Below are 20,556 nucleotides of genomic sequence, written 5' to 3' on the forward strand. Positions count from 1 at the left end.
TCGGCATGCTCAGTCCAGAACCTTGATCCGCAACTCCGGTGAGGCCGCGATCTGCTCCTCGGTGAACCGCTCGGTCACCCATTGGCCCGCCGAGAAGAGTTTGGTCTGATCGGCATAGTGCGGTGAGTTCGGGTCGGCCGACTGGGAGTAGGCCATGACGGAGTACGCCTCGGGCGGTCCGTCGGTGGTGAACCGCACCTGCTGGATGAAGCTGGAGCCGAAGACGATGTCCAGCTTTCCGTCGACCTGGCCGGGAGTGATCACGTTCAGTACGCCCAGTTCGCCGATCGAGCCGTGGATCGGGATCTGCTCTTGGCCGCGCGTGACCTTCTGGATGTCCGACAGTGGCGCGTTCAGCGGGACGCCCGCCTTGCGCAGCGCGTGGACTGCCCGGGCCAGCGCGTCGCGGACGGCGGAGTTGCCGGAATCAAGCGAGTTGGGCGTGTGGACCGGGTCCTTGGGGTCGAATGCGACCCGCCACGGCAGTTTGTCGATCGACTGGCCGCCTTGCAGGCGGACCCAGAAGTTCGCGAACAGCCAGGATCCCCGGCTGTCCGCCGTGTAGTTGTGGTCCTTCCAGGCGGCCAGGATCGGGCATGCCTCGCTCACGTTGACGAGGTTGCCGTCCACCAGGACGAGCCCGAAGGGGGCGCCTTGGCAGGCCTCCACCGTCGCGTTGAGGGTCAGGTCGGCCGCCCTGCTGTTGTCGGCGAACAGCAACTTGCCCATGGTCTCCGGTGTGAAGCCCTTGCCCGGCAGGCCGTCGGTGCCGTTGATCCGGTTCCGCGCGGTCAGGATCAGCTCCTGGGTCCGCAGCGACCTGGGCGTCGCGGCGTCGCCCATCACCTGGGGGAAGGACAGCGGCTGCTCGGGGTTGGCCAGCCAGGCGCTGTCGTTGGCGTTGCCCGCGAAGTCGGACCGGATGAGGCGCGGCTGCTTGTGCGGGGCCAGCAGCCCTGGCGCGACCGCGTTCGGGTCGTTGGGCCAGTCGCACTCGCTGCGCTTGCCGTCGAAGATCGAGACGGGCGGCACGTTCGACGGCCGCAGCCCCGGGTTGAACAGCAGCTGACCGGTCATGGTGAGGCACGACGTGGCGTGCTCGTCGGTGATGTTCGGGGTGGCCTGGATGTCCGCGTACAGGGCGTTGCCCTTGCGGTCGGAGGCGACGGTGTTGAAGAAGGGGACGCCCTGCGTGGTCTCCAGGGTGTTCACGACGTCGTGGACGTCCTTGGCCTGGTCCAGGCGGAACCAGGTGTTCAGCGCCCGCAGGTTGTCCATGTTCACGTCGCGCACCGCGTGCGCGCTGACGACCCAGGGCAGGGAGATGCCCTGGATCGAGGTGGTGATCGGTCCGTAGCGGGTGGACCACAGGGTTCTGGTGACCCTGCGGATCGAGCCGTCGGCGTTGCGCACGTCGACACCGACCTGCTGCGAGGTCATCTGCTCCCATTTACCGTCGACGAGGTACTTGGTCGGGTTCAGCGGATCCACCTGCACGTCGAACAGTCCGAAGGGAGCGACGGTGGCGACAGTGTGGCTCCAGGCGACGTTGTCGTTGTAGCCGATGTTCACCGCGGGGAGTCCGAGCAGACTGGCCCCGGAGACGTTGAGCTTTCCCGGGATCGTCAGGTGGCTCTGCCACATCCGGTTCTTGCCCTGCCACGGGAAGTGCGGGTTGGCCAGCAGCATGCTGGTGCCGCCGGACACGCCCTGCGACCCCACCGCCAGGGCGTTGCTGCCCATGCCCTGCTGGTGGCTCGCCGCCATCGCGTCGCTGATCTTCTTCGCGGTCTCGGCGGCCTTCGCCTTCGCGGCCTTCGAGGTCTTCGGGGTCTTCGGGGTCTGCGCGGCCGCCTCGGGTGAGGAGGCCGGCGGCGCGGCGGCCGACGCGCCCGGGGGCGTGGCGTTCACCATGCCGTCCAGCAGCGCGTCGGCGCTGCCCATGATGATCTCGGCGTGCGCGTGCCGGTAGACGTCCAGCTCCGTGATCGGCCGCACCCAGGCGGCACCACGGCAGGCCGGGTCGGTGATGTTGTTCACGCCCGTCTCGGACAGGTACCGGTTGTATCCCTGGACGTAGCCGCGGATGGCCTCTTTCACCTCCGGCTCCGGCCCGTTGGGGGCGGGCAGGGCGAGCAGCCGCTCCACCACCCCGTTGTCCTTGATCCGTTGGAAGTACAGGTCGCTGTTGAGATTGGTGGTGGTGTTCTGGTCCTTGCCGGGGCTCGTCTTGCCATCGGGTCCCAGGTGGCGTGAGCGCTGGGCGTTGACCATCAGATAGGTGTCGGCCAGGGTGCAGATGTTGTCCTTGGCCGCCGCGTATCCGTAGCCCGTTCCGAGGCCCTCCCAGTCGGAGGCGGTGATGTGCGGGATTCCGTACTCGGTGTAACGGATCGTCGGCTTGTCCGGCCCCGGTTCGGCGGCGGCCGCTCCGGTGGCCGCGGGCCCGGTGACCGCCGTCGTGCTCATCACCGCCGCTGCGGCCGCGACCGCCATCGGCAGCCCCGCTCTGTGTCTCCTCCGCGCCATCGAGCCGTCCTTCCCCTGTCCACAGGCCGTCGTCTGAACGCGGCCACGCTAGGGAGGACCGATGAAATCTCGATGATGCCGCGGCACCCCAGGGGCGCCGGCGCCGTCCGCCGCTCCGCCCGGCCCTGAGAGGCCGGGGCGAACGGCATAACCGACGCGCCGACGTCTGTCAGTCCGTAATCTTCCGGGGTCTCCCGGGGCTGTCCCGTTGCTACCTTCCAGACCGCCCGCTCCTCGGCCACGCGGGTATCCCGCACGTCCATCCCATTCACCCCGAGATTGCGAGGGGGAGGAGCGTCTCGTGCTTGCTGGACTTTCCCGACGCGCACCGGCCTGTGTCCTCGCCGTTGCGGCGGCCCTGCTGCTGCCGGCGCTGGTGCCCGCTGCTCCGGCCGCGGCGCGGACCGCCGCGGCCGAAACCGCGGCGTGCCCGGCCGCCGGTTTTGTGTCCCAGCACTTCCACAGCGGCCACAACGGCGTCGACATCGCCAACGATGTCGGGACGCCGATCTATGCCGTAGGCGACGGTGAGGTGACCATCTCCGGGCGCGAGCCCGGCTACGGCCAGTGGATCCGGGTCCAGCACCCCGACGGGAGGATCTCCGAGTACGGGCACATGTCCCGGCGGGATGTCTCCGTCGGTGACCGTGTCGCGGCAGGTCAGCAGATCGCCCTGATGGGCTCTGAGGGGCAGTCCACCGGCCCCCACCTCCATCTGCGGATCTGGGGTGACCGGTCCGCCTCCTACGGCATCGACCCCGAGGTCTACCTCGCCGAGCGCGGCGTCGTGCTGCCCTGCACTCCGGGCAACGGCCCGCGGCCCCGGCCGCTTGTGTATCCGGCGGAGTCGGGCCGGGTGGTGTCGGCGCGGTCGGCGGACGGGCGTCTCGAGGTGTTCGCCGCCGGAGCCGACGGCATCCACCACGCCTGGCAGCAGGAGGTCAACGGCAACTGGTCGGCCTGGGAGGCCCTCGGGGGCCCCGGCAACGCGGAGCTCGCGATCGCGCCCAGCGCCGACGGCCGCCTGGAGCTGTTCGCCCTCAACGGCAGCACCTTCCAGCACCGCTGGCAGCTGAGCCCGTCCGGTGGCTGGTCGAACTGGGAATCCTTCGGCGGTGGCGGCCGGGACACCGCGGCCGGTGTCAACGCCGACGGCCGTATCGAGGTCTACGCGTCCGGCCCGGTCGGGCTCTTCCACCGTTATCAACTGGCCCCGAACGGCGGCTGGTCGGAGTGGGAGCCCACCGGCGGCGGCCCCACCGACAGCCGCGTGGAGATGGAGAAGTCGCCCGACGGGCGCCTGGAGGTCTTCGCCCTCAACGGCGATACCTTCCAGCACCGGTACCAGACGGCCCCCAACGGCGGCTGGTCCCCGTGGGGCGCCTTCGGCGAGGGCGGCCGCGACCTGACCGTCGACCACAATGCCGACGGCCGCCTGGAGGTCTTCGCCTCCGGACCGGTCGGCGTTTTCCACAAATACCAGACGAGCCCCACCAGTTGGTCCGAATGGGAGCCGACCGGAGGCCCCGCCGGCTCGCAGCTCACCAGCGAACGTACCCCCGACGGGCGCGTGGAGGTCTTCGCCATGAACGGCAGCACCGCCATGCACATGTGGCAGAGCGCCGTCAACGCGCCCTACAGCGACTGGGCCGCCTTCGGAACCGGCGGCACCGAAGTCACCGCCGCCACCAACGCCGACGGCCGGATCGAGATCTTCGGCACGAGCCACGCCGGCACCTTCCACAAATGGCAGACCGGCTTCACCACCTGGTCCGAATGGAGCTGGGTCAACGACACCCCCGGCCCCACCCTGAACTGACCCTCTCCCCCAACCCCCTCGATCTGTCCCGTGGTCGGCTGTGCCCTGTACGGCGCGCGGCCGACCAGGCGGTCTTTCTGGAGTGACTCGTGCTTCCGATCAGCAGACGGAGCCTGTTGCGCGGTGTTGCGGGGGCGGGCGTCCTCCCGTTCCTGGGCGCCGGCCCGGCCGGCGCCGCGGCCTCCGAGGAGGCCCTGGCCCCGCACTGGGCCGGTGCGGGACCCTTCACGTACGTCTACGATCCGTCCACCCCGGCCGGCCCGCGCTACCTCAACGACCACACGCTGATCAAGGCTCAGGGCCGCTGGCACCTGTTCGGCATCGTCGGGGACAGCGCGCCGCGCGGCGAGGCCCCGGACAGCTCGGCGGAGATCACCTTCGCCCACGCCTCCGCGGCGAGCCCGCACGGGCCGTGGACCACCCACGCCGACGCGCTCACCGTCGACCCGTCCTATTTCGGCGAGGAACACCTGTGGGCGCCGCACGTCGTCGAGGCCGACGGCACGTACTGGATGTTCTACGCCGCGGGCGGCGGGAGCGGCGCCGCGATCAACCTCGCCACCTCGACCGACCTGTTCACCTGGACCCGGGAGCCGTCCGGCCCGCTGTTCCGGGGGCTCGCCGCGCGTGACCCCATGGTGCTGCGGGTCGGCGGCGAGTGGGTCATGTACTACACAGAACTCTCGGGCGCGGGCGGCCACCATGTCGTGGCCTACCGGCGTTCCGCCGATCTGCTGCACTGGAGCGAGCCGGGCGTGGCGTTCACCGACGCGAGCACGGACGCGACCGTCTCGGTCACCGAGTCGCCGTGCGTCGTCGAACGGGACGGCTGGTACTACCTGTTCATCGGACCCCGCAACGGCTACGAGGGCACCGACGTACTGGCGTCGCGGGACCCCTTCCACTTCGAACTGGCCGGGTACGCGGGACATGTGGCCGGTCACGCCGTCGAGGTCGTGCGAGACGGGGAGGCGTGGTACGCCGGCGCCGCGGGCTGGTTCCGCCACGGGCTGTACGTGGCGCCCCTGTACTGGCGGGACACGCCACCGCCGTGGCAGAGCCCCGACAACCCGGTGGCCGGCCTCGATGTGCACGGCCGGCTGACGGTCTTCGCACTCGACGCCACCGACCGCTCGATGCTGCGGCGCGTCCAGACCGACCCGTACGCCGACACCTGGTCGGAGTGGGAGCCCTTCGGGGGGCCGGCCGGCGCGGATCCCACCCTAGGCCGCAACGTCAGCGGCAGGCTCGAGGTGTTCTCCCTCGCCCCGGGCGGCGTCAACCTGCACCACCGGGTGCAGCGGCCGGACGGTGGCTGGCACGCCTGGGAGGAGTTCGGCGGCCCGGCCGGGGCAGCCCCTGCCGTCGCCCGGGACGCCGACGGCCGGCTGGAGGTGTTCGCCCTGAGCCCCGGCGGCGCCTCCGTCGCGCGGCGCCGGCAGGGTGCGCCCGGATCCCTGAGCTGGGATCCGTGGGAGCCCGGCTTCGGCGGGTCGGCGGGCGCGCCACCGGTGGTCGCGGCGAACGCGGACGGCCGGCTGGAGGTGTTCGCCCTCTCCCCCGGCGGCTCCGCGATCTACCACCGCTGGCAGCAGGCGCCCGGCGGCCCGTGGACCGCGGGATGGCACCGGTTCGGCACCGCGGCCGGCGCCGCGCCTCGGGTGGCCAGGGACGGCAGCGGCCGGCTCGCCGTCGCCGCGATCGGTCCGTCGGGTGTGGGGGCCTTCGCCCGGCGTCAGGCCGTGCCGAGCGGTGGCTGGGACGACTGGCTGGGGCTGTTCGGCTGGAGCGCCGCCGCCCCGGCGTTCGCCGCCAACGCCGACGGCCGGCTGGAGGCGTTCTCCGTCACGCCCGGGGGCGCCCGGCTGGGCCACCGCTGGCAGGTCGCTCCGGGCGGGGACTGGCATCCCGGCGGCGAGTTCGGTGAGCCCGGCATCAGGCTCGTCGCCACACCCACTGCCGCGCTCGACTCCACCGGGCGGCTGCACGTCTTCGCCGTCACGGTCGCGGGCGGGATACGGACCCGCGTCCAGGACCGGCCGAGCGGCGGGTGGCAACCATGGACGGCCTTCGGCGACCGCAGGGTCGCGCCTCTCGTGTCGGGCAGTCCCGCTCTGTGAGCGACAGGGTGCGGATCTCGCCAAGTGAACGGGGACATCAGTGTTTCGTCGGCGCCGGGAAGTCGCCCGGTACGCCGGTTCCTTCTGTCCCCGCACGGTGACTTTCCCCACCTTGCGCGACACGGCACGAGGCATTCGCACCCGGCACGGGAGGACACCTCCCGCCCCGGGCCGTCCGCGGCGGCAGGCCGTTGCCGCGTCGCCTCGGCGGGAGACCCCCGGGCCGAACACCCGGGCACAGACCCGGAAACAGCCGCAAATCGGCGCCCCTGGCACGGAACCGTGGTGACCTGAGGCACAGCGAACGGCGCGCCCCGCGCAGCACGTCTCGGACGCCCTGGTGAGAGCGGTCCAGGAGCCTCCTCGCCCCCATGCGGCGGGGCCGGCCCGGCCCCGTCGGCGGTCCCGGTGAAGTGGCCGAAGTACGCCGGTGAACTCTGGTGACCCGTGAGTATCGTTCCGCTCGTCCGGCAAGTGCGACGTGGGGGCACGGGGGGTGCGGTGAGCGGCGTAGTGGTCCATCTGCCGCAGGGAAGCGGTGGCGCCGACGGCGGCGAACCGCACGGTGACGCGGTGACGTTGCGGCTCGGCCCCGGCGAGGTCGCCCGCTTCGGACGGGGCTCCGCGACGGTTCCCGTGGAGCTCCGTCTCGCCGACCCCGCGATCTCCCGGCTCGCCGGGGAGATCCGCGTGACCGACGACCACTGGCAGCTGACGAACCACAGCACCACCCACAGCTATCTCGTGGAGAATCCGGAGGGAGCGGGGGAATACCTGAGGGTTCCGCCGCGACGGGTCGGGGCTCCCATCCCGTTCGAGTTCTCCCGCGTCGTGCTGCCGACCCGCGGTGACGCCCCCATCTCCTTCCAGGTGTTCGCCCCCGACCACCTCTACCTCGACCCGGAGGCGGGCGTTCCGTGGGGAACGAGCACGGTCACCGCGTACTCCCTGGACGAGACGGCCACGTACTTCCTGGTCCTGGTCGCACTCTGCGAACCGCGCCTGCGTGACCAGTCCCGCGTGGCGGTCCCCACCACTCCCCAGATCGTCGAGCGGCTCAGCGGGCACGTCACCGGCGGCACGCTGACCGCGCGGGCGGTCAGCTCGCACATCGACTACCTCGCCGAGGAGAAGCTGCGCATCGGCGTCGCGGACGCCCACGAGCCCGGCAAGGGCGACCGCCGCAACGGCAAGCGGGAAGAGATCGTCGGGCTCGCGCTGCGGTTCGGGCTCGTACAGGAAGAGCACCTCGCGCTGCTGCCGCCGCTGACCGGGGCCGGCGGGCGGGAGCGGCCGGCAGCACGATGACACCGCCGCACGGCCATGGGGACACCGCGGAACACGACCGCGCCGACCTGCTCCCACCCGGCTGTCAGGTGGGCGACTGGGTGGTCACCGAGCTGATCGGGGCGGGAGGCTGGTCCACCGTCTACGCGGCGCGGCCTGCCGACGGGGACCGGGGCGGAACCGGTGACGCCCGCGCGGGCCGGTCCTCGCCACCCGCCGACGTCGCGCTCAAGATCATGCCGACCGCGGGGCTCGCGCCGCGACAGGCGCGCAGGATCGTGGAGTCCGCCCGCCGCGAGGTCGAGCTCGGGCGCAGGGCCGGACATCCCCGGCTGATCGGTCTCCTGGAGTCGTTCGTTCTCGCCGCACCCGACCGTCCCTCCCTGGAGGGCGCGATCGTCCTGGTCATGGAGCGGGCCGCGGGCAGTCTGCGGGAACTCGTCGACGCGGGCGTGCCCGAGGCCGATCGCGCACGGCTGATCGCCGGAATCTGCGAGGGACTCTCCCATCTCCACCGGTCGGGCTGGGTCCACGCGGATCTCAAGCCGGAGAACGTCCTCCTGGGCCGGGACCGGTCCGTGAAGCTGTCGGACTTCGGCCTCGCCACCGAGCTGACGGGGACCCACGGCTACGCGCCGCCCATGGGCACTTTGGACTACCTGCCGCCCGAGCGCTGGAAGGCCCCCCTCGGCGAACTGGGCGTGCGGGTCCGGCCGACCGCAGACATCTGGGCCCTGGGCATCCTCATTCACGAGGTCTTCGCCTCGGGCGCCTCGCCGTTCCCCGGCGCCACACCGATGGCACGGGGCGCCGCGGTCCAGGAGTACGGCGAGGGGCGTGCCCCGCTGCGCATGGACCATGCCGTGCCGCCGTTCTGGCGCGCGCTGATCGCCGACTGCCTCGCCCCGACCCACGCGGCGCGCGCCCCGCACACCGCCGAGAGCCTGCTCGCTCGTATCACCGCCCAGCGGGAGACACCCGGGGCGGGGCGGCTGCGGGGCCGGGCCCGCGCCGCCGTCCTCGCCACCACGCTGTGCGGGGTTGCCGGCGCGGCCCTGTGTTCGGACGCGGTACGGGCGGGCTCGTCCGCACAGTCCGGCCGTACGGGCGCCGCGGTCGCCACCGTCCGGGTGTTCAACGCGGAGCGGGGCTGCCAGGAGCGGGTCGACCGGGACCGGCAGTGCAGTCTGGGCCTGGCGATCGACCCCGCGCAGCCCTACACCGCGGAGAACGTCGTACCGACCAGGGTGTGGCACGGCGACGTCCTCACCGCGGACTGCGAGCTGCCCGACGGGCAGCCCATCATCGACGAGGCGGACCAGCGGTCCACCCACTGGTACCGCGTCCGCCTCCCGCCCGGCTCCGCGCCCCCCACGGCCTGGCTCCCTGCCGTACGGACCAGGGAACGGCCGGCGCTGCCTGAGTGCCCGCACCCCCCGGCCGTGCGCTGACGCACCTCGACGCGCATCGACGAAGGTCGCGCATCATGGAAGGTGGGGGGGTGGGTGGGGAGCGTCGATGAGGAGTGGCGATGACGCTGTCGTTCCTTGAGCCCCTCTACGCGGAGCCGGGCCCGTTCGCCTCCGTGTACCTGGACACCTCCCGGGACGTTGTAGAAGCCCACCGCACGATCGGGGTTGTCGGGGGGTGTGGTGTCCACGGCCTCCTGGAGGTGGCCGACGGCGGCCTCCAGGTCCGTCGGCGCTCCGGTCCGCTTGAACCGGGCCTGCAACGCGGCCCCGAGGTTGGACAGATACCTCGCGCGGTCGGGGTCGTCGGGAGAGCTTGCCTCCACGCCTTTCCGCAGGTGATCGATGGCAGCTTCGAGGTCATGCATCGCGCCCCTGTGCTCAAACCGACGCATGAGGGCGCTCCCGAGTTGGAGAGGAGTCCTGCGCGGTCCGCGTGACCGATGGGGGTGGTCTTCAGCGCCAGCCGGAAGCAGTCGACGGCGGTCTCGAGGTCCGCACCTGCCTGACCCCACTCGAACCGAACGAGCAGCGCGGATCCCAGGGTGGACTGGTAACCGACACGGCCCGGTTTGTCGGCGGGGGTGGCCAAGAGGATGCGCCGCCAAAGATCCACCGTTGCGGAGAGCTGCTCCGGCTCAGGTGGCCCGTACCTCGGCACGACGGACCAGGGCCGGGACTCGGCCGCCTCCACCCGGCTCCGAACTCAGGCTCTCGACAGCCGGCCCGGACCGGGCAGAGGGCTCACTCAGGGCCCCGCGTGCACGAACTGGGTCCACATGCTGGGCCGGGACGGATGGGCGTCCCGGAGGGAGCGGACCGTGTGGTGGAGTGCCTCGGCCAAGAGGCCGACCTCGAGGCGGCCGTCTCGTACCGTGCGCCGATAGGTGTCCACACCGACAGCCGCCGAGGCGTGGTCCCACACCGACCACAGAGTGCCGATCACGTGCCGCCACCCGGCGTACCGCAGGGCCGTCGACAGGGTGATGGCCTCGTCGAGGTGGCGTTGGCCCGGGGAGGCTGTCTTGCACGCGGACAGGAACGCCAGTTCGCCCGGCTGGTGTTCGGCGTCGTAGAGCTCTGCCACGCTCAGCAGCCCGTCGTGAAGGACAAGGCCACCGCGCGAGGGGTCGTCGAGGTCCTGGGTGCCGTGACAAATGAAGTGCACCCACCGATGCGCGCCGGCGGACCGGCGCACCGCGGCCCGGTTCGCCTCTTCGTCGTCGAGGAAGGTGCATGCCCGCGGCCCGACCACCGCGGCGATGCCGTCCCGTTCGAGCCGCGCGTGCCCGAGGTCGTCATGCCCCGGCGTCCGGGACAGAGTGACCACCAGCGGCCGCTCCGGTGCACCGGCCCCGGGCGCCGGCCAGGGTTCCGACGAGCCGGTCAGGGCGCGGTCGGTGAGCGCTCGCAGGGTCGGTGTGTACGACGAGATCACCCGGTCCATGGCGGTGCGGCCGTCACGTGCCTGGTGGTGGCCCGCGGCGTGCAGCGGCAGAAGAGCGAGCGGCCCCGTCGGGCACCACCAGACGCGCGGCCAGTGACCTCCTGCGGCGACGGGAGCGTCATGGCCCATGGCGTCGAGAATGCGACCGACGATGGTGTCCCAGAGCCACGTGTTGGTGCGGGTGAGCACCTGCTCCAACCGCACCCGTGCGGTGAAACGGCGCGGTCCCTCCTCGAACTCGGCGAGTGCCTCCAGATGACACTGCGCGGTGCGGTGCACCTCCTCAGCGGTGATGGGCAGCTCCACCACGCGGACCTCTGACGCGCTCACCACGAGGGCGTCGCAGCGACGGGCCGCGACGTTGACGATGACGACGGGCTCCTGTCGCAGAGCGCGCTGCAGCACCGACAGGTCCGGGGCACGCAGAAAGCTCTCGAACCGCGGTGTCCGGCGGGCCTTGTCGACGAGGTCCTCCCAACGCCGGGCGAGGACCTGCCGGTGGTCGTCGCGGCCCTTCGCGGACAGCGCCCTGCCGATGAGTTCCGTCGGCGGGGCGCCCGCGGCCAGGGCGGTCTGCACCTCTTCGAGTTCAGCGGCCAGACCGGGGTCCGCGCCCCACAGAGACGTCAGGCTGGTGTGCAGCTGCAGCCGTTGCGACCACATGACGGCCCGCCCGTGCTCGAGCAGCTCGACGGCCAGGTCCGGTCTGCCGACGTCGAGCGCGCAGGCGGCTCCTTCACGGGCTGTTCCGCTGTGGTCGGCGAGTACTTCCTGGCGGCCATGAGGGTCCGTGGCGTTGCGCCAGGCGAGCAGGGGAAGGAGTTCGACGGCGAGCTGGTACGCACGCAGGGCGTCTGGTGAGGGCGCGTGCTCCGCCCATGACCGCGCGGCCCGGATGCGCAGCGCGGGTGGGGCCGAGGAGGAGAGCGCGACGGCCTTCCAGGAGGACATCGCCTTCCGCAGACCCTTCGTGCCGTCCAGGCCGGCTCGGAAGCGTGCCATGTGCATCAGGCCGAGCTCGTTCTGCACTTCTGGATCGGCCGCCCCCGTCCTCAGCAGGCGGGACCGCCGCAGCACCTTCACGGCACGGTCCAGGTCACGCCTGTCGCGCAGGGTCTCGAACCGGGTCTGCAGACAGCGGGCGACGAGGACACTGCGCCTCGCGTACTCACGCGTCCCTGGAGGCGTCACCCGGAGGAGGGCGAAAGCGACTTCGAGTGCCTCCGCAAGGTCGGCGTCGGCGCCCTCACGGACGTACCGCAGGAGCAGGACGCGGCACGCGGCCTCCCCTCCTCTGGCACGGAACCGCGGCCCGGCGGACACCACGTTCGCCTTGCTCAGGAGTTCGACCGCCTCGTCCATGTGCCCTGCCGGCGCCGGGACGCGCTCGGCGGCCGTCGCCAGTGCCTCGCCGAGGACGATCTCGGCGTCGGTGACCCGCTCTTCCCGCGGTGGCAGCAGCGACAGCGCCTCCCGGGCCTCGTCCACCGCCCGCTCGATGTCTGCGAGGAGTCCGCGGTGCTCGAACCGGATCCGCCGGGCCTGGCTCAACTGGAGAAGCATGTCGGCGCGCAGCGCCTCGTCGTCGGCTTCGCCCACCGCGACCATGGTCGTGGTGATGGCCTCGTCGAGGTCCGCGGGGCCGGCGGTGAGCGCGAACCGCAGAAGCAGGGCCTGTGCGAGCAGACCGCGGTAGTCGGCGCGCCTGTGTTCGTCGGTGGCCGTCGCGACCGCTGTCCTGAGGGCGTTGAGCGACCGGGTCAGATCGTCCTGCGAGGCCGTCTTCTCGTATCGGCCGAGGTAGAACTCCGCCATGGCCCCCTGGATCTCCGGGTGATCCCCCAGCGGCTCGCCCCAGAGCAGGCCGAGCCTGCGGTCCCGCCCGCGCTGGTCCCTGCGGTACCGTGCGGCCAGCAGGGTGACCGCCAGCGCCCGGTACTCCTTGTTCTCCGGCTCGGCTCCGACAGAGATCTTGGCCGCGGTGACCGCGTCGTCCAGGGCCTTCTCGACGCCATGGACGGTATGCAGCACATAGTGGGCCACGGCGAGTTCGTGGTACGCGGCTGCGCGGGCGGCCGCGTCCTTGCGCGCGTCGCCGGCCAGTGCCCGGGCCGCCTCCAGCCAGCCGAGCAGGTCGGCCGCGTCCTCCGTGTCGGTGTACCGGCGTCGGTGTGCGGTGACCAGCAGACGGGTCGCCGCCGCCCTCGCCTCGGACGTCGGCGCGGAGTCGACGGCGGCCTTGGCCGCCCCCAGGGCCTCGTCCGGTGAACCGTGCCAGAGCCTTTCCTCCGCCCTGAACAGGACGTCCAGCGCCGGGAGCGCGGCCACCGGGTCCTCGTTGGAGGTCAACGGCAGGCCGAGCCTGTGGCGCCCTGCGTAGCTCTCGGCCAGCCCCAGGACGGTCGAAATGCCGTCGAGGAGAGGATCATCCGCTGTGCACAGCGCCCTGGCGCGACGCGCCGACCGCAGACATTCGGCGAGATCAGCGGGATCGCCGGTTTCGATGATCTTCATGACGAGCCCTACGGCGAGCATGGCCGACCAGCGTTTCCGGTCCGCGTGGTTCTCGGGCAGGACGGCGAGGACCTCGCGGGCGATCGCTGTCGTCTCGTCCCTGTCGCTGCCGGAGTTCTCCGCGTGATAGCGCAGGTTGAGCGCCCGGGCGAGCCGGTCGCGGCTGAGCAGCCAGTGCGGGGCGTCCGGGTGGAGTGGACCGGCTGTGTCCCGGAGGACTTCGACCGCCTCGCTCAAGGGTGCGGGATCCTCCGTCGCTTCGAATAGTTCGATGAGGAGCAGACTGAAGTTGAGAGTGCGCTGCAGCTGCGCCGAGTCGTCCTCGGCGGGGAGGGCCACGGCCTCGCGCATGGCCTGCTCGGCGTCTCGGAGGGCGCTTGTCTCCCCGGACAGGGCATGGAGTCGCAGATAGGCGCCGGAGAGGTCACTCCAGCACGTCCCCCGGGCCACCGGGTGAGGTGCCACGTCCAAGGCCGATCTGCCGTAGTGCACCGCGGTGCGCGCGCTGGAGACGTCACCGTCGAGTTCGCTTCTGCGCTGGAAGGCGATGCAGAGGCCGATGAGGACATCCCAGCGGGGCTCCGCTCCCGCGCGCCGCTCCAGCGCATGGCGCAGTGTCGCGATGCTCTTGTCGAGGACGCGCACATCGCGGCTCTCGAGGGCTGCCTCCAGGATCCTCAGGCCCATGCGGCCCGGCTCCAGGTCCCGGTCGGCGCGCAGGTCCTCCAGCAGCCTGGACAACGCGGCGTCCGGCCGTGCGCCGGCCTGCTGCAACCTGGTCGCGAGGAGGATTGCCTGCTCGCGGTCCTCCGTTCCCGCGCCCAGCGGCTGTGCCTGGAGCCGGGCCAGCCGGAGGCGGAGCTCGAACTCGACGGCCCGGTGCGCCAGCTCAGGGGCGACGAGCGGCGCCAGATCGTGGATCGCGGCGAGCAGCGCGGGGACCTCGTCGTCCATCGCCCCCGCGAAGTCGCCGTCCCGCGCCGATGCGACGCGCCGGCCGAGTTCCGTCAGCAGGGACATCATGGCCAGATCGGTGGGTGATCGCCTCGTGCTCACGGCTCACCTCCCGGCGGGGTGTCCAGGCTCTGCCGGGCGTGTCGGTAACCGGGGAGCAGCCAGGCAGGACCCCGGCCCCGGTGGGCGGTGACGATCCAGGTGATCTCCATGACCAGGGCCACCAGCACGACGGCGACACCGATCCAGCGGCCCGGTTGGGCGCTGCGCGGCACGAGCAGGGCGGTGAGGCCGATCAGGTGAGCGGTGAGGGCGAGGTCGTAGGTCCAGCGCGCCCGCCGGAAGTAACGGCCGCTGAGCCAGAGGTCCTTGCGCTGGACGTCGAGAGCGGCGCGTGCCACGGGACGGCCTTGCAGCCAGGATGCGCGCTCCGCGGGAGGCGCTGCGTACAGCAGGCCTGTGCAGGTCAACTGCACGCAGAACACCATGAGTGTCGAGCCCGCCGCGAAGGCCGCCACCGCCCAGTCGGCCAGGAGAGGGGTGCGCTCCGCGGTGACGAGCAGTCCGATCGTGGCGAGGCCGAAGCCCGCGAGCAGCGGAGCGGCGATAGTGCCGAGCGACCGCATGGCGTCGGTCGTGCCCAACGGATAGACGACCTGCCAGCGGGGCTCGTTCAGGTCCGGCCTCACACTTCCGCCGTACTGCCCGCAGTGCACCCGTCTGTGTGCTCACCCACCCCGAGGCACTCGGGACACTCGTCGAGCCTGACCGGCGGGGCTCCCCGGAAGGAACCCATGACGACGGACCTGGTGGTCACCCCGAGGACGACACCGTTGGCGGCGACGGCGAGGCGCTCGGCGCCCGGGTGTTCCAGGAAGTACGTCTCGACGACCGCGGCGGCGGCCTCCAGCGAGATGCCCCCCGGCAGCTCGATCCTCTCCGCTCCCTCGGCAGCGGCCGACCTGTCGAACAGAATGTCAAAGTCGCTCACATCAGACTCCACGAGAACGCCGCAACTGGGTGTAACAGCCTGAGCCATCGCAGCCACGTCGGTCAGGGCGCGCACGGGAGCGCACGGGTGGCGCGAATCGCACGGCACGCTCCTCGTGGGCACCGTCGCTCGCCGTTCGTGTCGAGCGGCAGGACGTCACCTCTCGCACACCAGCCCCGTGGAGACCTCGAGTCACCTCGCTGCTCGCCCATGCCGAGCAGGCGGCCGATGGAGGGGACGTCGGTGGGGCGTTCGGTCTGCACCCAGCGCAGCAGTCCCCGGCCGGTCATGGCGGCGAAGTCGGTGGTCGTCATGGCCGTCCTCCTTGCAGGGTGCTGGTGCCGCCGTGGGAGGCGGTGGTGAGGAAGGCGTGGTCGAGGAGGTCTTCCTGCACCGGGGTGCCGAGGAGGCCGGCCAGGCACCAGGCGTCGGTGCCGGGCCTCACCTGGATCCTTGGGTACGGTGCGGGCGCGCTGGACGCCGTGGGACTGCCAGGGGTTCTTGCCGAGGAAGAGGGAGACTTCGGCGCGGGTGAAGTCCCCGGTGGTGTGTCCGCCGGTGAGGTGGGCGTCGACGAACTTCGCCGGTCTTCTCCTGGGCGAGGGAGTTGGAGCGGTATCGGGCGCCGAGGGGCGCGTAGCAGGGCGTCGCTGTAGGCGCCGCCGCGGTGGTTGCCCTGTCCCCCGCCGCCGCAGAAGAAGATCGATTCGCCGCCGTGGGTGTCGCGCACGGTCTTCAGGCGGGCGGCGATCTGGCGGATGGCGGTGTCCCAGGCGATCGGAGTGAAGGTGCCGTCCGCCTCCCGGCGCAGCGGGGTCGTCAGCCGGGGTGCCGCCGTTTTGGTAGTGGTCCGAACGCAGGCTCGCACAGAATGCACGCGCTCTTGTGTCACGTCGCGGTGTCGGCGGTCATCTGCCCTGGCTCCTCATGCGGTGGGCAGTTGGGGCAGCCCGCGGCCCCGGGGGGGAAGCGGCCCGGGGCGCGGCTTGTTGCGGTGGGTGAGGTGCTGGTCAGCCGAGCGGGTTGGTGGTGTCGCGCAGGGTGGCCAGCGCCGGGGCGTACATGCGGGCCTTGATGGTGCCGAGCGTGTCGCCGGCCTTGTTCACCTGTGCCTGGGCGATCTCGATGGCGGTGGAGCGCACGGCGTCCTCACCGACCGCCTGGTCGACAATGCCGACGGCCGCGGCGTCGGTGCCGCCGTAGCGGCGGGCGGTGAGCATGGCCTCGTGCGCGGTCTGCGGGGCCAGCCGGGACTGGATGAGGGCGGCCATGCCGGGCGTGAAGGGGATGTTGATGTCCGCTTCCGGCAGGCACCAGTAGCCGCGGTCGGCGCGCATGACACGGAAGTCGTGGGCGAGGGAGAACATCGCGCCGGCGGCGAAGGTGTGCCCCTGCATCGCGGCCACCGTGACGACCGGCAGCGACAGCATCCGCGCGAACAGCTCGTGGACGGAGACGACGTAGTCCTGGTGCTGGTCTGCGTGGGCGAACAGCCAGTCCAGATCGAGCCCGTTGGAGTAGAACTTGCCGGTGGCGGCGGTGACCAGGGCGCGAGGTCCTTCCGCCTTCTCCACCTCGTCGAGCGCGGCACTGACGGCGGTGAGCCAGTCGGGGTGGAAGCGGTTCTCACCGTCTCCAAGGTCCAGGACGAAGACGTTGTCCTGACGGTCGAGCGAGGGCATGGCGACTCCTTCGAGCTACGTAGATGAAGCGGCTGGGCGGCGCGAGCTACGGCCGAGTACCGGATTCGGCGCCAGGGCGGTCACGCAGGGCGTAGAGGAGCAGGTCGTGGATCTCGGCTGCGGCGGCCTCGATCGGGGCGGTGCTCTGCTCGGCCCGGCACATGATCACCGCACCTTCGACCGCGGCGATGATGAAGGCACCGAGCCGACGGCTGCGTTCCTCGCTCAGGCCGTGCCGCAGGAGGAGGGCCGCGAGGGCCTCCTGCCAGCGGGTGAAGACGGCGGCGGCGGAACGGGCAAGCTGGGGCGCATCGTCATTGGTCTCCACGGCCACCGCCACGATCGGGCAGCCGGCCCTGAAGCCGCTCTCCACGAGCCGGTCACGCCACAGCAGGAGTAACGCGTCGACCGCCGCCACCGGATCATCCGCCTGCATGGCAGCGTCGATCAGCCCTGCGATGAAGTCCCCCGCCAGTGCCACCGATTCGTCGATGAGCTGCGTCCGCCCGCCGGGGAAATGGTGATACACCGAGCCCCGAGGAGCTCCGCTGTGGGCGAGCACCCGATCGATACTGGTCGCGCTCGCGCCGTACTCACGCAGCAGAGCGGCAGCACTGAGGATCATCCGGTCACGGCTGTCACTCCTGCGCGGACTCACCTGCCTAGCACCTCCTGACGACGTGGCCCTCCGCAAACGGACGGGCTACCTGCCGGTAACTTATGGGCTATGGCATAGAACATGCAAGGGAGGCGCGGGCGGTCATTGAATCCGCAGCGATGGCAGCGCTTGGCCGAGATGCGCACCAGCTATGGCGGTGCCCCTGAGCGCGCTCGGCTCAACCCGCTGAACATGCTGGGGGGACGCAGCGCACTCTCGAAGTCGCCCGCTTCGAGGCACGCGGATGCGGGACATCACCGTCTCGAAGGCGGGTGCATCACCTGCTTGGCCTGCGGTGACGGGGAAGGCGAGGGGCCGTGCGCGGCCGTCTGCGGCCAAGTGGACCTACGACCGACCGCTCGCTCCACCACGTACAGCCCATGCCCACCAACACCCCGGTAATACGGCCGGATTGGAAAGGGCTTATCTTCTCGGGCATGGATCATCAGGGAGAGTTTCGTCGGGCAGCGCTTGAGTTGGGCATCCCGGGCGACGAGATCAGCAGATTTAGCCAGCACCTTCGATTGTCGATCGGATTGTCCGTGGGCGGTGGTTCTCCGGTCGGGCAGTTCGGTGGGTTGCCTCGGCTGCCGGTGGGCATGAAGTGGCCGTCCGCCGGGGACATTTCGTTGCCGTTGCTCCTTTCCGTCGACTGTGGGGCGCTGCCGAGAGTCGACGGCTTCGATCTGCCGGTGGACGGGACGCTGCTGTTCTTCGTGAACCGGGAGATGGACCATGAAGATGGTTCCGGGAGGTACGCGCGAGTCGTGTATGTACCGGACGGCACCGAAACCGCGGTCGCGGAAGCCCCCAGTTCCAAGTGCGTCCGCGAGCAGCTCGACGTCAGCGCCAAGCTCAGAGCCGAACTGCCCCTTTGGCTCCAGGAGGGCGACGAGGACTGGCATGAATTCTGGGAGGATCTCGATTGGGAGGACATGTCGCCCTTCCAGCAGCAGTTGGCCCGGTACATGGAGCGTGACCTGCCGCACCTGGACGAACTTCGGGCTCTGGCCCACGACCTCTGGCCGTCTGGCGCCGGCCTTGTCATCGGAGGGTATGCCGATGACGAGGTGATCAACAGCGTTGCGGAGCAGACCCTCGCGGGACGCGAGAAGGCAGGCAAGATCCCAGCCGTCCCGATCGCGCAATGGTATTCCCACCTGGAGAAGGAAAAGCACCGGCTGACGAGCGAATGGATATCGCTCGCCCGTGAAGCCCGGGTCTACGAGGAGTACTACACGAGTTTCGTGATCCGCCACGACGACTTGGCCGCCGCTCGGGTGGACAAGGCGCTAGCCGTGACCCATTTCGAGGCCCCGTGACCAGGTTCGGGGCCAGGGGTCGAAATCCAGGTTGCGGAAGGCGTTCTCGACAAACCGGGCCGCGAGGTGTCGTGCGGCATTCAGGTCGCCACCGCGATCGATGATGTGCTCACACAGACCTGGAGGGCCACGCCGACGCAGGCGGCGGCGAGGGCATCGGCGTTGGAACCGACGTCGGGTTGCGAACACCTCTTCACGGCGCTTGATGAGGCTGGTGAGCTGCTCGGTCACGCCGGTGACGACTTCGCGTCTCGGCGTCGCCGGACGGTCGCCGGTCCTTTCGCCCCGGAAGAGCAGGTTGAAGCCTTCCGCGCGCTCGGCCGCGAAGCGGAGGAGTGGCTCCATGCCGGCCTGGGACAGCTCCGCGAGGGGCAGATGGCTGCCTCGCTCGTAGGCATTGGCGACCCATTGCCGGAAGACCTCGGCCTCGCGTCGTACGACGAGCAGGTAGATGTGCGGCGGCGTACCCTCTGCGTGGAAGACGGCGCGTGCCGCGTCAAGGGGGTCGCCCTTCGTCGAAGCGGTGGCTTGGTACGGATCCAGCCGGGTCGGCCGGGAGGAAGCTTCTTCCGGTGCTCCGGCCAGGCCGACGTCAACGCCTTTTGCGCGGTCAGGAATCCGACGCCGTACTTCCGCTGAAGAGCACGGCTCGACAGACCAGCCTTCGCATCACGACGGATCGCCGCGTACAGATCGACCCTGGGCTTCGGCACCCCTCGTCGTGCAGAGCACAACCATGGTCGCGAAGCAAGCACCCTGCGCTCTCACAACTCAGCGACATCACTCTCCCGTGGACAATGACGCTCTCCACGCTGAGCTACAGGCGCGCTCGTAACTCACCGACAAAGCCAGCTAGATTCGGCACGCCAACCACGAGTTCCTGGGGGACGCCATGACAGATGAACCGCAGCCACACTCCGAGCCCGGGCCCCTGTTGAACTTGGGCTGCCTGATGTTGCTGGTGGTCTTCGGCGGCCTGGCGACGATGCTGTACGGCCTGGGAGTGCTGATCTTCGGCGACACCCCGGCCCCGTCCGCCGTCACCGTCCTCCTCGCGGGCCTGGCCGCCTCGGCCCTGGGTGTCGCCGTCATCAAGCGGTGCCCCAATGCCGTGCAGATGAAGGGATACGCCCCGTCGGCACGCGTCACCCGCCTGGCGGCCGAGCGTTCGCTGGGCGAGCACGTCTTCACCCGCAAGAACAGCAGCCCGCTGGACATCGTGGCCGGCACGGTGACCACCGGCGCTGTGATCGTGGGAGCCCTGTGGGGCGTGAACTGGGTCCTCGGCAAGACCGGGACCGACATCCCCGGCCTCCAGAAGCTGGTGACCACGGTGGTGCTCTTTCTGCTCGCGGCGCTCGTCCTGGTGATCATCGCGCTTCCGGTCCTGTTGTGGAGAATGCCCAAGGGATTCGTTCGCACGCATCTGTACGCGGGCGGGCTCGTGTACACCTCCTACGGCCGCCCCCGCGCCGTGACCTGGGACGATGTCGACCGCCTAGTGCTCTCACGACAGGCCCACGGAGCCAGTCTCTTCGGCGGCAAGGTGGTCGCCTACCACGTGATCACCCGCGACGGGCACCGCCTGCGGATCGACGCCCACCCCAGCCTGGAATCCGACCCCCTGGGTGAGCACATACTGAACGCCGTAACACTGCGCCGCCGCCCGGTACTGGAGGGCGGCCCGGCAGCCGGCGACCCCGGTCACCGGCGGATCTGAGAACAACTGCACGCGGTGGACAGGGGCCCACGCTCCCCACTCGC

Annotated in this window: 16 protein-coding genes and 2 pseudogenes; 8 read left to right on the top strand and 10 right to left on the bottom strand. The window is 70.8% G+C overall.

Going from position 1 to position 20,556, the window contains the following annotated elements; genetic code table 11:
* Positions 1 to 9: 9 nt before the first annotated feature.
* Complete coding sequence (locus AMK31_RS36045) at positions 10 to 2,529, bottom strand: penicillin acylase family protein (RefSeq protein ID WP_073944975.1); 2,520 nt, start codon at positions 2,527 to 2,529, stop codon at positions 10 to 12.
* A 301-nt stretch (positions 2,530 to 2,830) separates the two neighbouring features.
* Between AMK31_RS36045 and AMK31_RS36050 the strand changes: the two genes are divergently transcribed.
* The 5 genes from AMK31_RS36050 (at position 2,831) to AMK31_RS41865 (ending at position 9,664) form a co-directional block, all read left to right on the top strand.
* Positions 2,831 to 4,348 carry a peptidoglycan DD-metalloendopeptidase family protein gene (locus AMK31_RS36050; protein ID WP_073944976.1) on the top strand — a complete coding sequence of 506 codons (1,518 nt, stop codon included), beginning with the start codon at positions 2,831 to 2,833 and terminating at the stop codon, positions 4,346 to 4,348.
* Between the two features lie 89 nt (positions 4,349 to 4,437).
* Positions 4,438 to 6,468, top strand: a complete 2,031-nt coding sequence (locus tag AMK31_RS36055; protein WP_073944977.1) for a family 43 glycosylhydrolase — start codon at positions 4,438 to 4,440, stop codon at positions 6,466 to 6,468.
* A 501-nt stretch (positions 6,469 to 6,969) separates the two neighbouring features.
* Positions 6,970 to 7,776 carry a serine/threonine protein kinase gene (locus AMK31_RS36060; RefSeq protein WP_198948648.1) on the top strand — a complete coding sequence of 269 codons (807 nt, stop codon included), beginning with the start codon at positions 6,970 to 6,972 and terminating at the stop codon, positions 7,774 to 7,776.
* The gene (locus AMK31_RS36065; protein WP_073944978.1) at positions 7,773 to 9,206 is read left to right on the top strand and encodes a serine/threonine-protein kinase; all 1,434 of its coding nucleotides are present in this window, start codon (positions 7,773 to 7,775) and stop codon (positions 9,204 to 9,206) included. The genes AMK31_RS36060 and AMK31_RS36065 overlap by 4 nt, the downstream gene beginning before the upstream one ends.
* A gap of 80 nt (positions 9,207 to 9,286) precedes the next feature.
* A complete protein-coding gene (locus AMK31_RS41865; RefSeq protein ID WP_073944979.1) occupies positions 9,287 to 9,664 on the top strand; it encodes a hypothetical protein in 378 nt (125 codons plus the stop codon).
* Positions 9,665 to 9,972: 308 nt separating this feature from the next.
* On the opposite strand, the gene AMK31_RS36075 is transcribed toward AMK31_RS41865, so the two are convergent.
* The 9 genes and pseudogenes from AMK31_RS36075 to AMK31_RS41180 form a co-directional block, all read right to left on the bottom strand.
* Positions 9,973 to 14,241 carry a CHAT domain-containing protein gene (locus AMK31_RS36075; protein WP_143204295.1) on the bottom strand — a complete coding sequence of 1,423 codons (4,269 nt, stop codon included), beginning with the start codon at positions 14,239 to 14,241 and terminating at the stop codon, positions 9,973 to 9,975.
* Positions 14,238 to 14,828, bottom strand: coding sequence for a hypothetical protein (locus AMK31_RS36080; protein ID WP_073944981.1), 591 nt, complete (start codon positions 14,826 to 14,828; stop codon positions 14,238 to 14,240). The genes AMK31_RS36075 and AMK31_RS36080 overlap by 4 nt, the downstream gene beginning before the upstream one ends.
* Positions 14,825 to 15,130 (bottom strand): hypothetical protein, encoded by a 306-nt coding sequence (locus AMK31_RS36085; RefSeq protein WP_143204296.1) that lies wholly within the window; start codon positions 15,128 to 15,130, stop codon positions 14,825 to 14,827. The genes AMK31_RS36080 and AMK31_RS36085 overlap by 4 nt, the downstream gene beginning before the upstream one ends.
* Before the next feature lie 62 nt (positions 15,131 to 15,192).
* On the bottom strand, positions 15,193 to 15,444 hold the full coding sequence (locus AMK31_RS41870; protein WP_241842837.1) for a hypothetical protein: 252 nt from the start codon (positions 15,442 to 15,444) through the stop codon (positions 15,193 to 15,195).
* Positions 15,441 to 15,575, bottom strand: coding sequence for a hypothetical protein (locus AMK31_RS42215; protein WP_274535994.1), 135 nt, complete (start codon positions 15,573 to 15,575; stop codon positions 15,441 to 15,443). Before AMK31_RS42215 ends, AMK31_RS41870 begins: the two co-directional genes overlap by 4 nt.
* A gap of 288 nt (positions 15,576 to 15,863) precedes the next feature.
* Positions 15,864 to 16,022, bottom strand: a pseudogene (locus tag AMK31_RS41875) (hypothetical protein); the annotation flags it as partial.
* A 118-nt stretch (positions 16,023 to 16,140) separates the two neighbouring features.
* A complete protein-coding gene (locus tag AMK31_RS36100) occupies positions 16,141 to 16,812 on the bottom strand; it encodes an enoyl-CoA hydratase-related protein (RefSeq protein WP_073944984.1) in 672 nt (223 codons plus the stop codon).
* A 46-nt stretch (positions 16,813 to 16,858) separates the two neighbouring features.
* Positions 16,859 to 17,470, bottom strand: a complete 612-nt coding sequence (locus AMK31_RS36105; RefSeq protein ID WP_241842838.1) for a TetR/AcrR family transcriptional regulator — start codon at positions 17,468 to 17,470, stop codon at positions 16,859 to 16,861.
* A 225-nt stretch (positions 17,471 to 17,695) separates the two neighbouring features.
* A pseudogene (locus AMK31_RS41180) lies at positions 17,696 to 17,815 on the bottom strand (IS5/IS1182 family transposase); the annotation flags it as partial.
* Positions 17,816 to 17,850: 35 nt separating this feature from the next.
* On the opposite strand from AMK31_RS41180, the gene AMK31_RS36110 reads away from it, so the two are divergent.
* The 3 genes from AMK31_RS36110 to AMK31_RS36120 all read left to right on the top strand — a co-directional run bounded on the left by AMK31_RS36110 (position 17,851) and on the right by AMK31_RS36120 (position 20,512).
* A complete protein-coding gene (locus tag AMK31_RS36110; RefSeq protein ID WP_241842839.1) occupies positions 17,851 to 18,792 on the top strand; it encodes a DUF1963 domain-containing protein in 942 nt (313 codons plus the stop codon).
* 105 nt (positions 18,793 to 18,897) lie between these two features.
* Complete coding sequence (locus tag AMK31_RS40805) at positions 18,898 to 19,431, top strand: hypothetical protein (protein ID WP_158074570.1); 534 nt, start codon at positions 18,898 to 18,900, stop codon at positions 19,429 to 19,431.
* A 313-nt stretch (positions 19,432 to 19,744) separates the two neighbouring features.
* The gene (locus AMK31_RS36120) at positions 19,745 to 20,512 is read left to right on the top strand and encodes a DUF6585 family protein (protein ID WP_073944988.1); all 768 of its coding nucleotides are present in this window, start codon (positions 19,745 to 19,747) and stop codon (positions 20,510 to 20,512) included.
* Positions 20,513 to 20,556 lie beyond the last annotated feature (44 nt).

Source organism: Streptomyces sp. TSRI0107, assembly GCF_001905845.1.
Classification (GTDB): domain Bacteria; phylum Actinomycetota; class Actinomycetes; order Streptomycetales; family Streptomycetaceae; genus Streptomyces.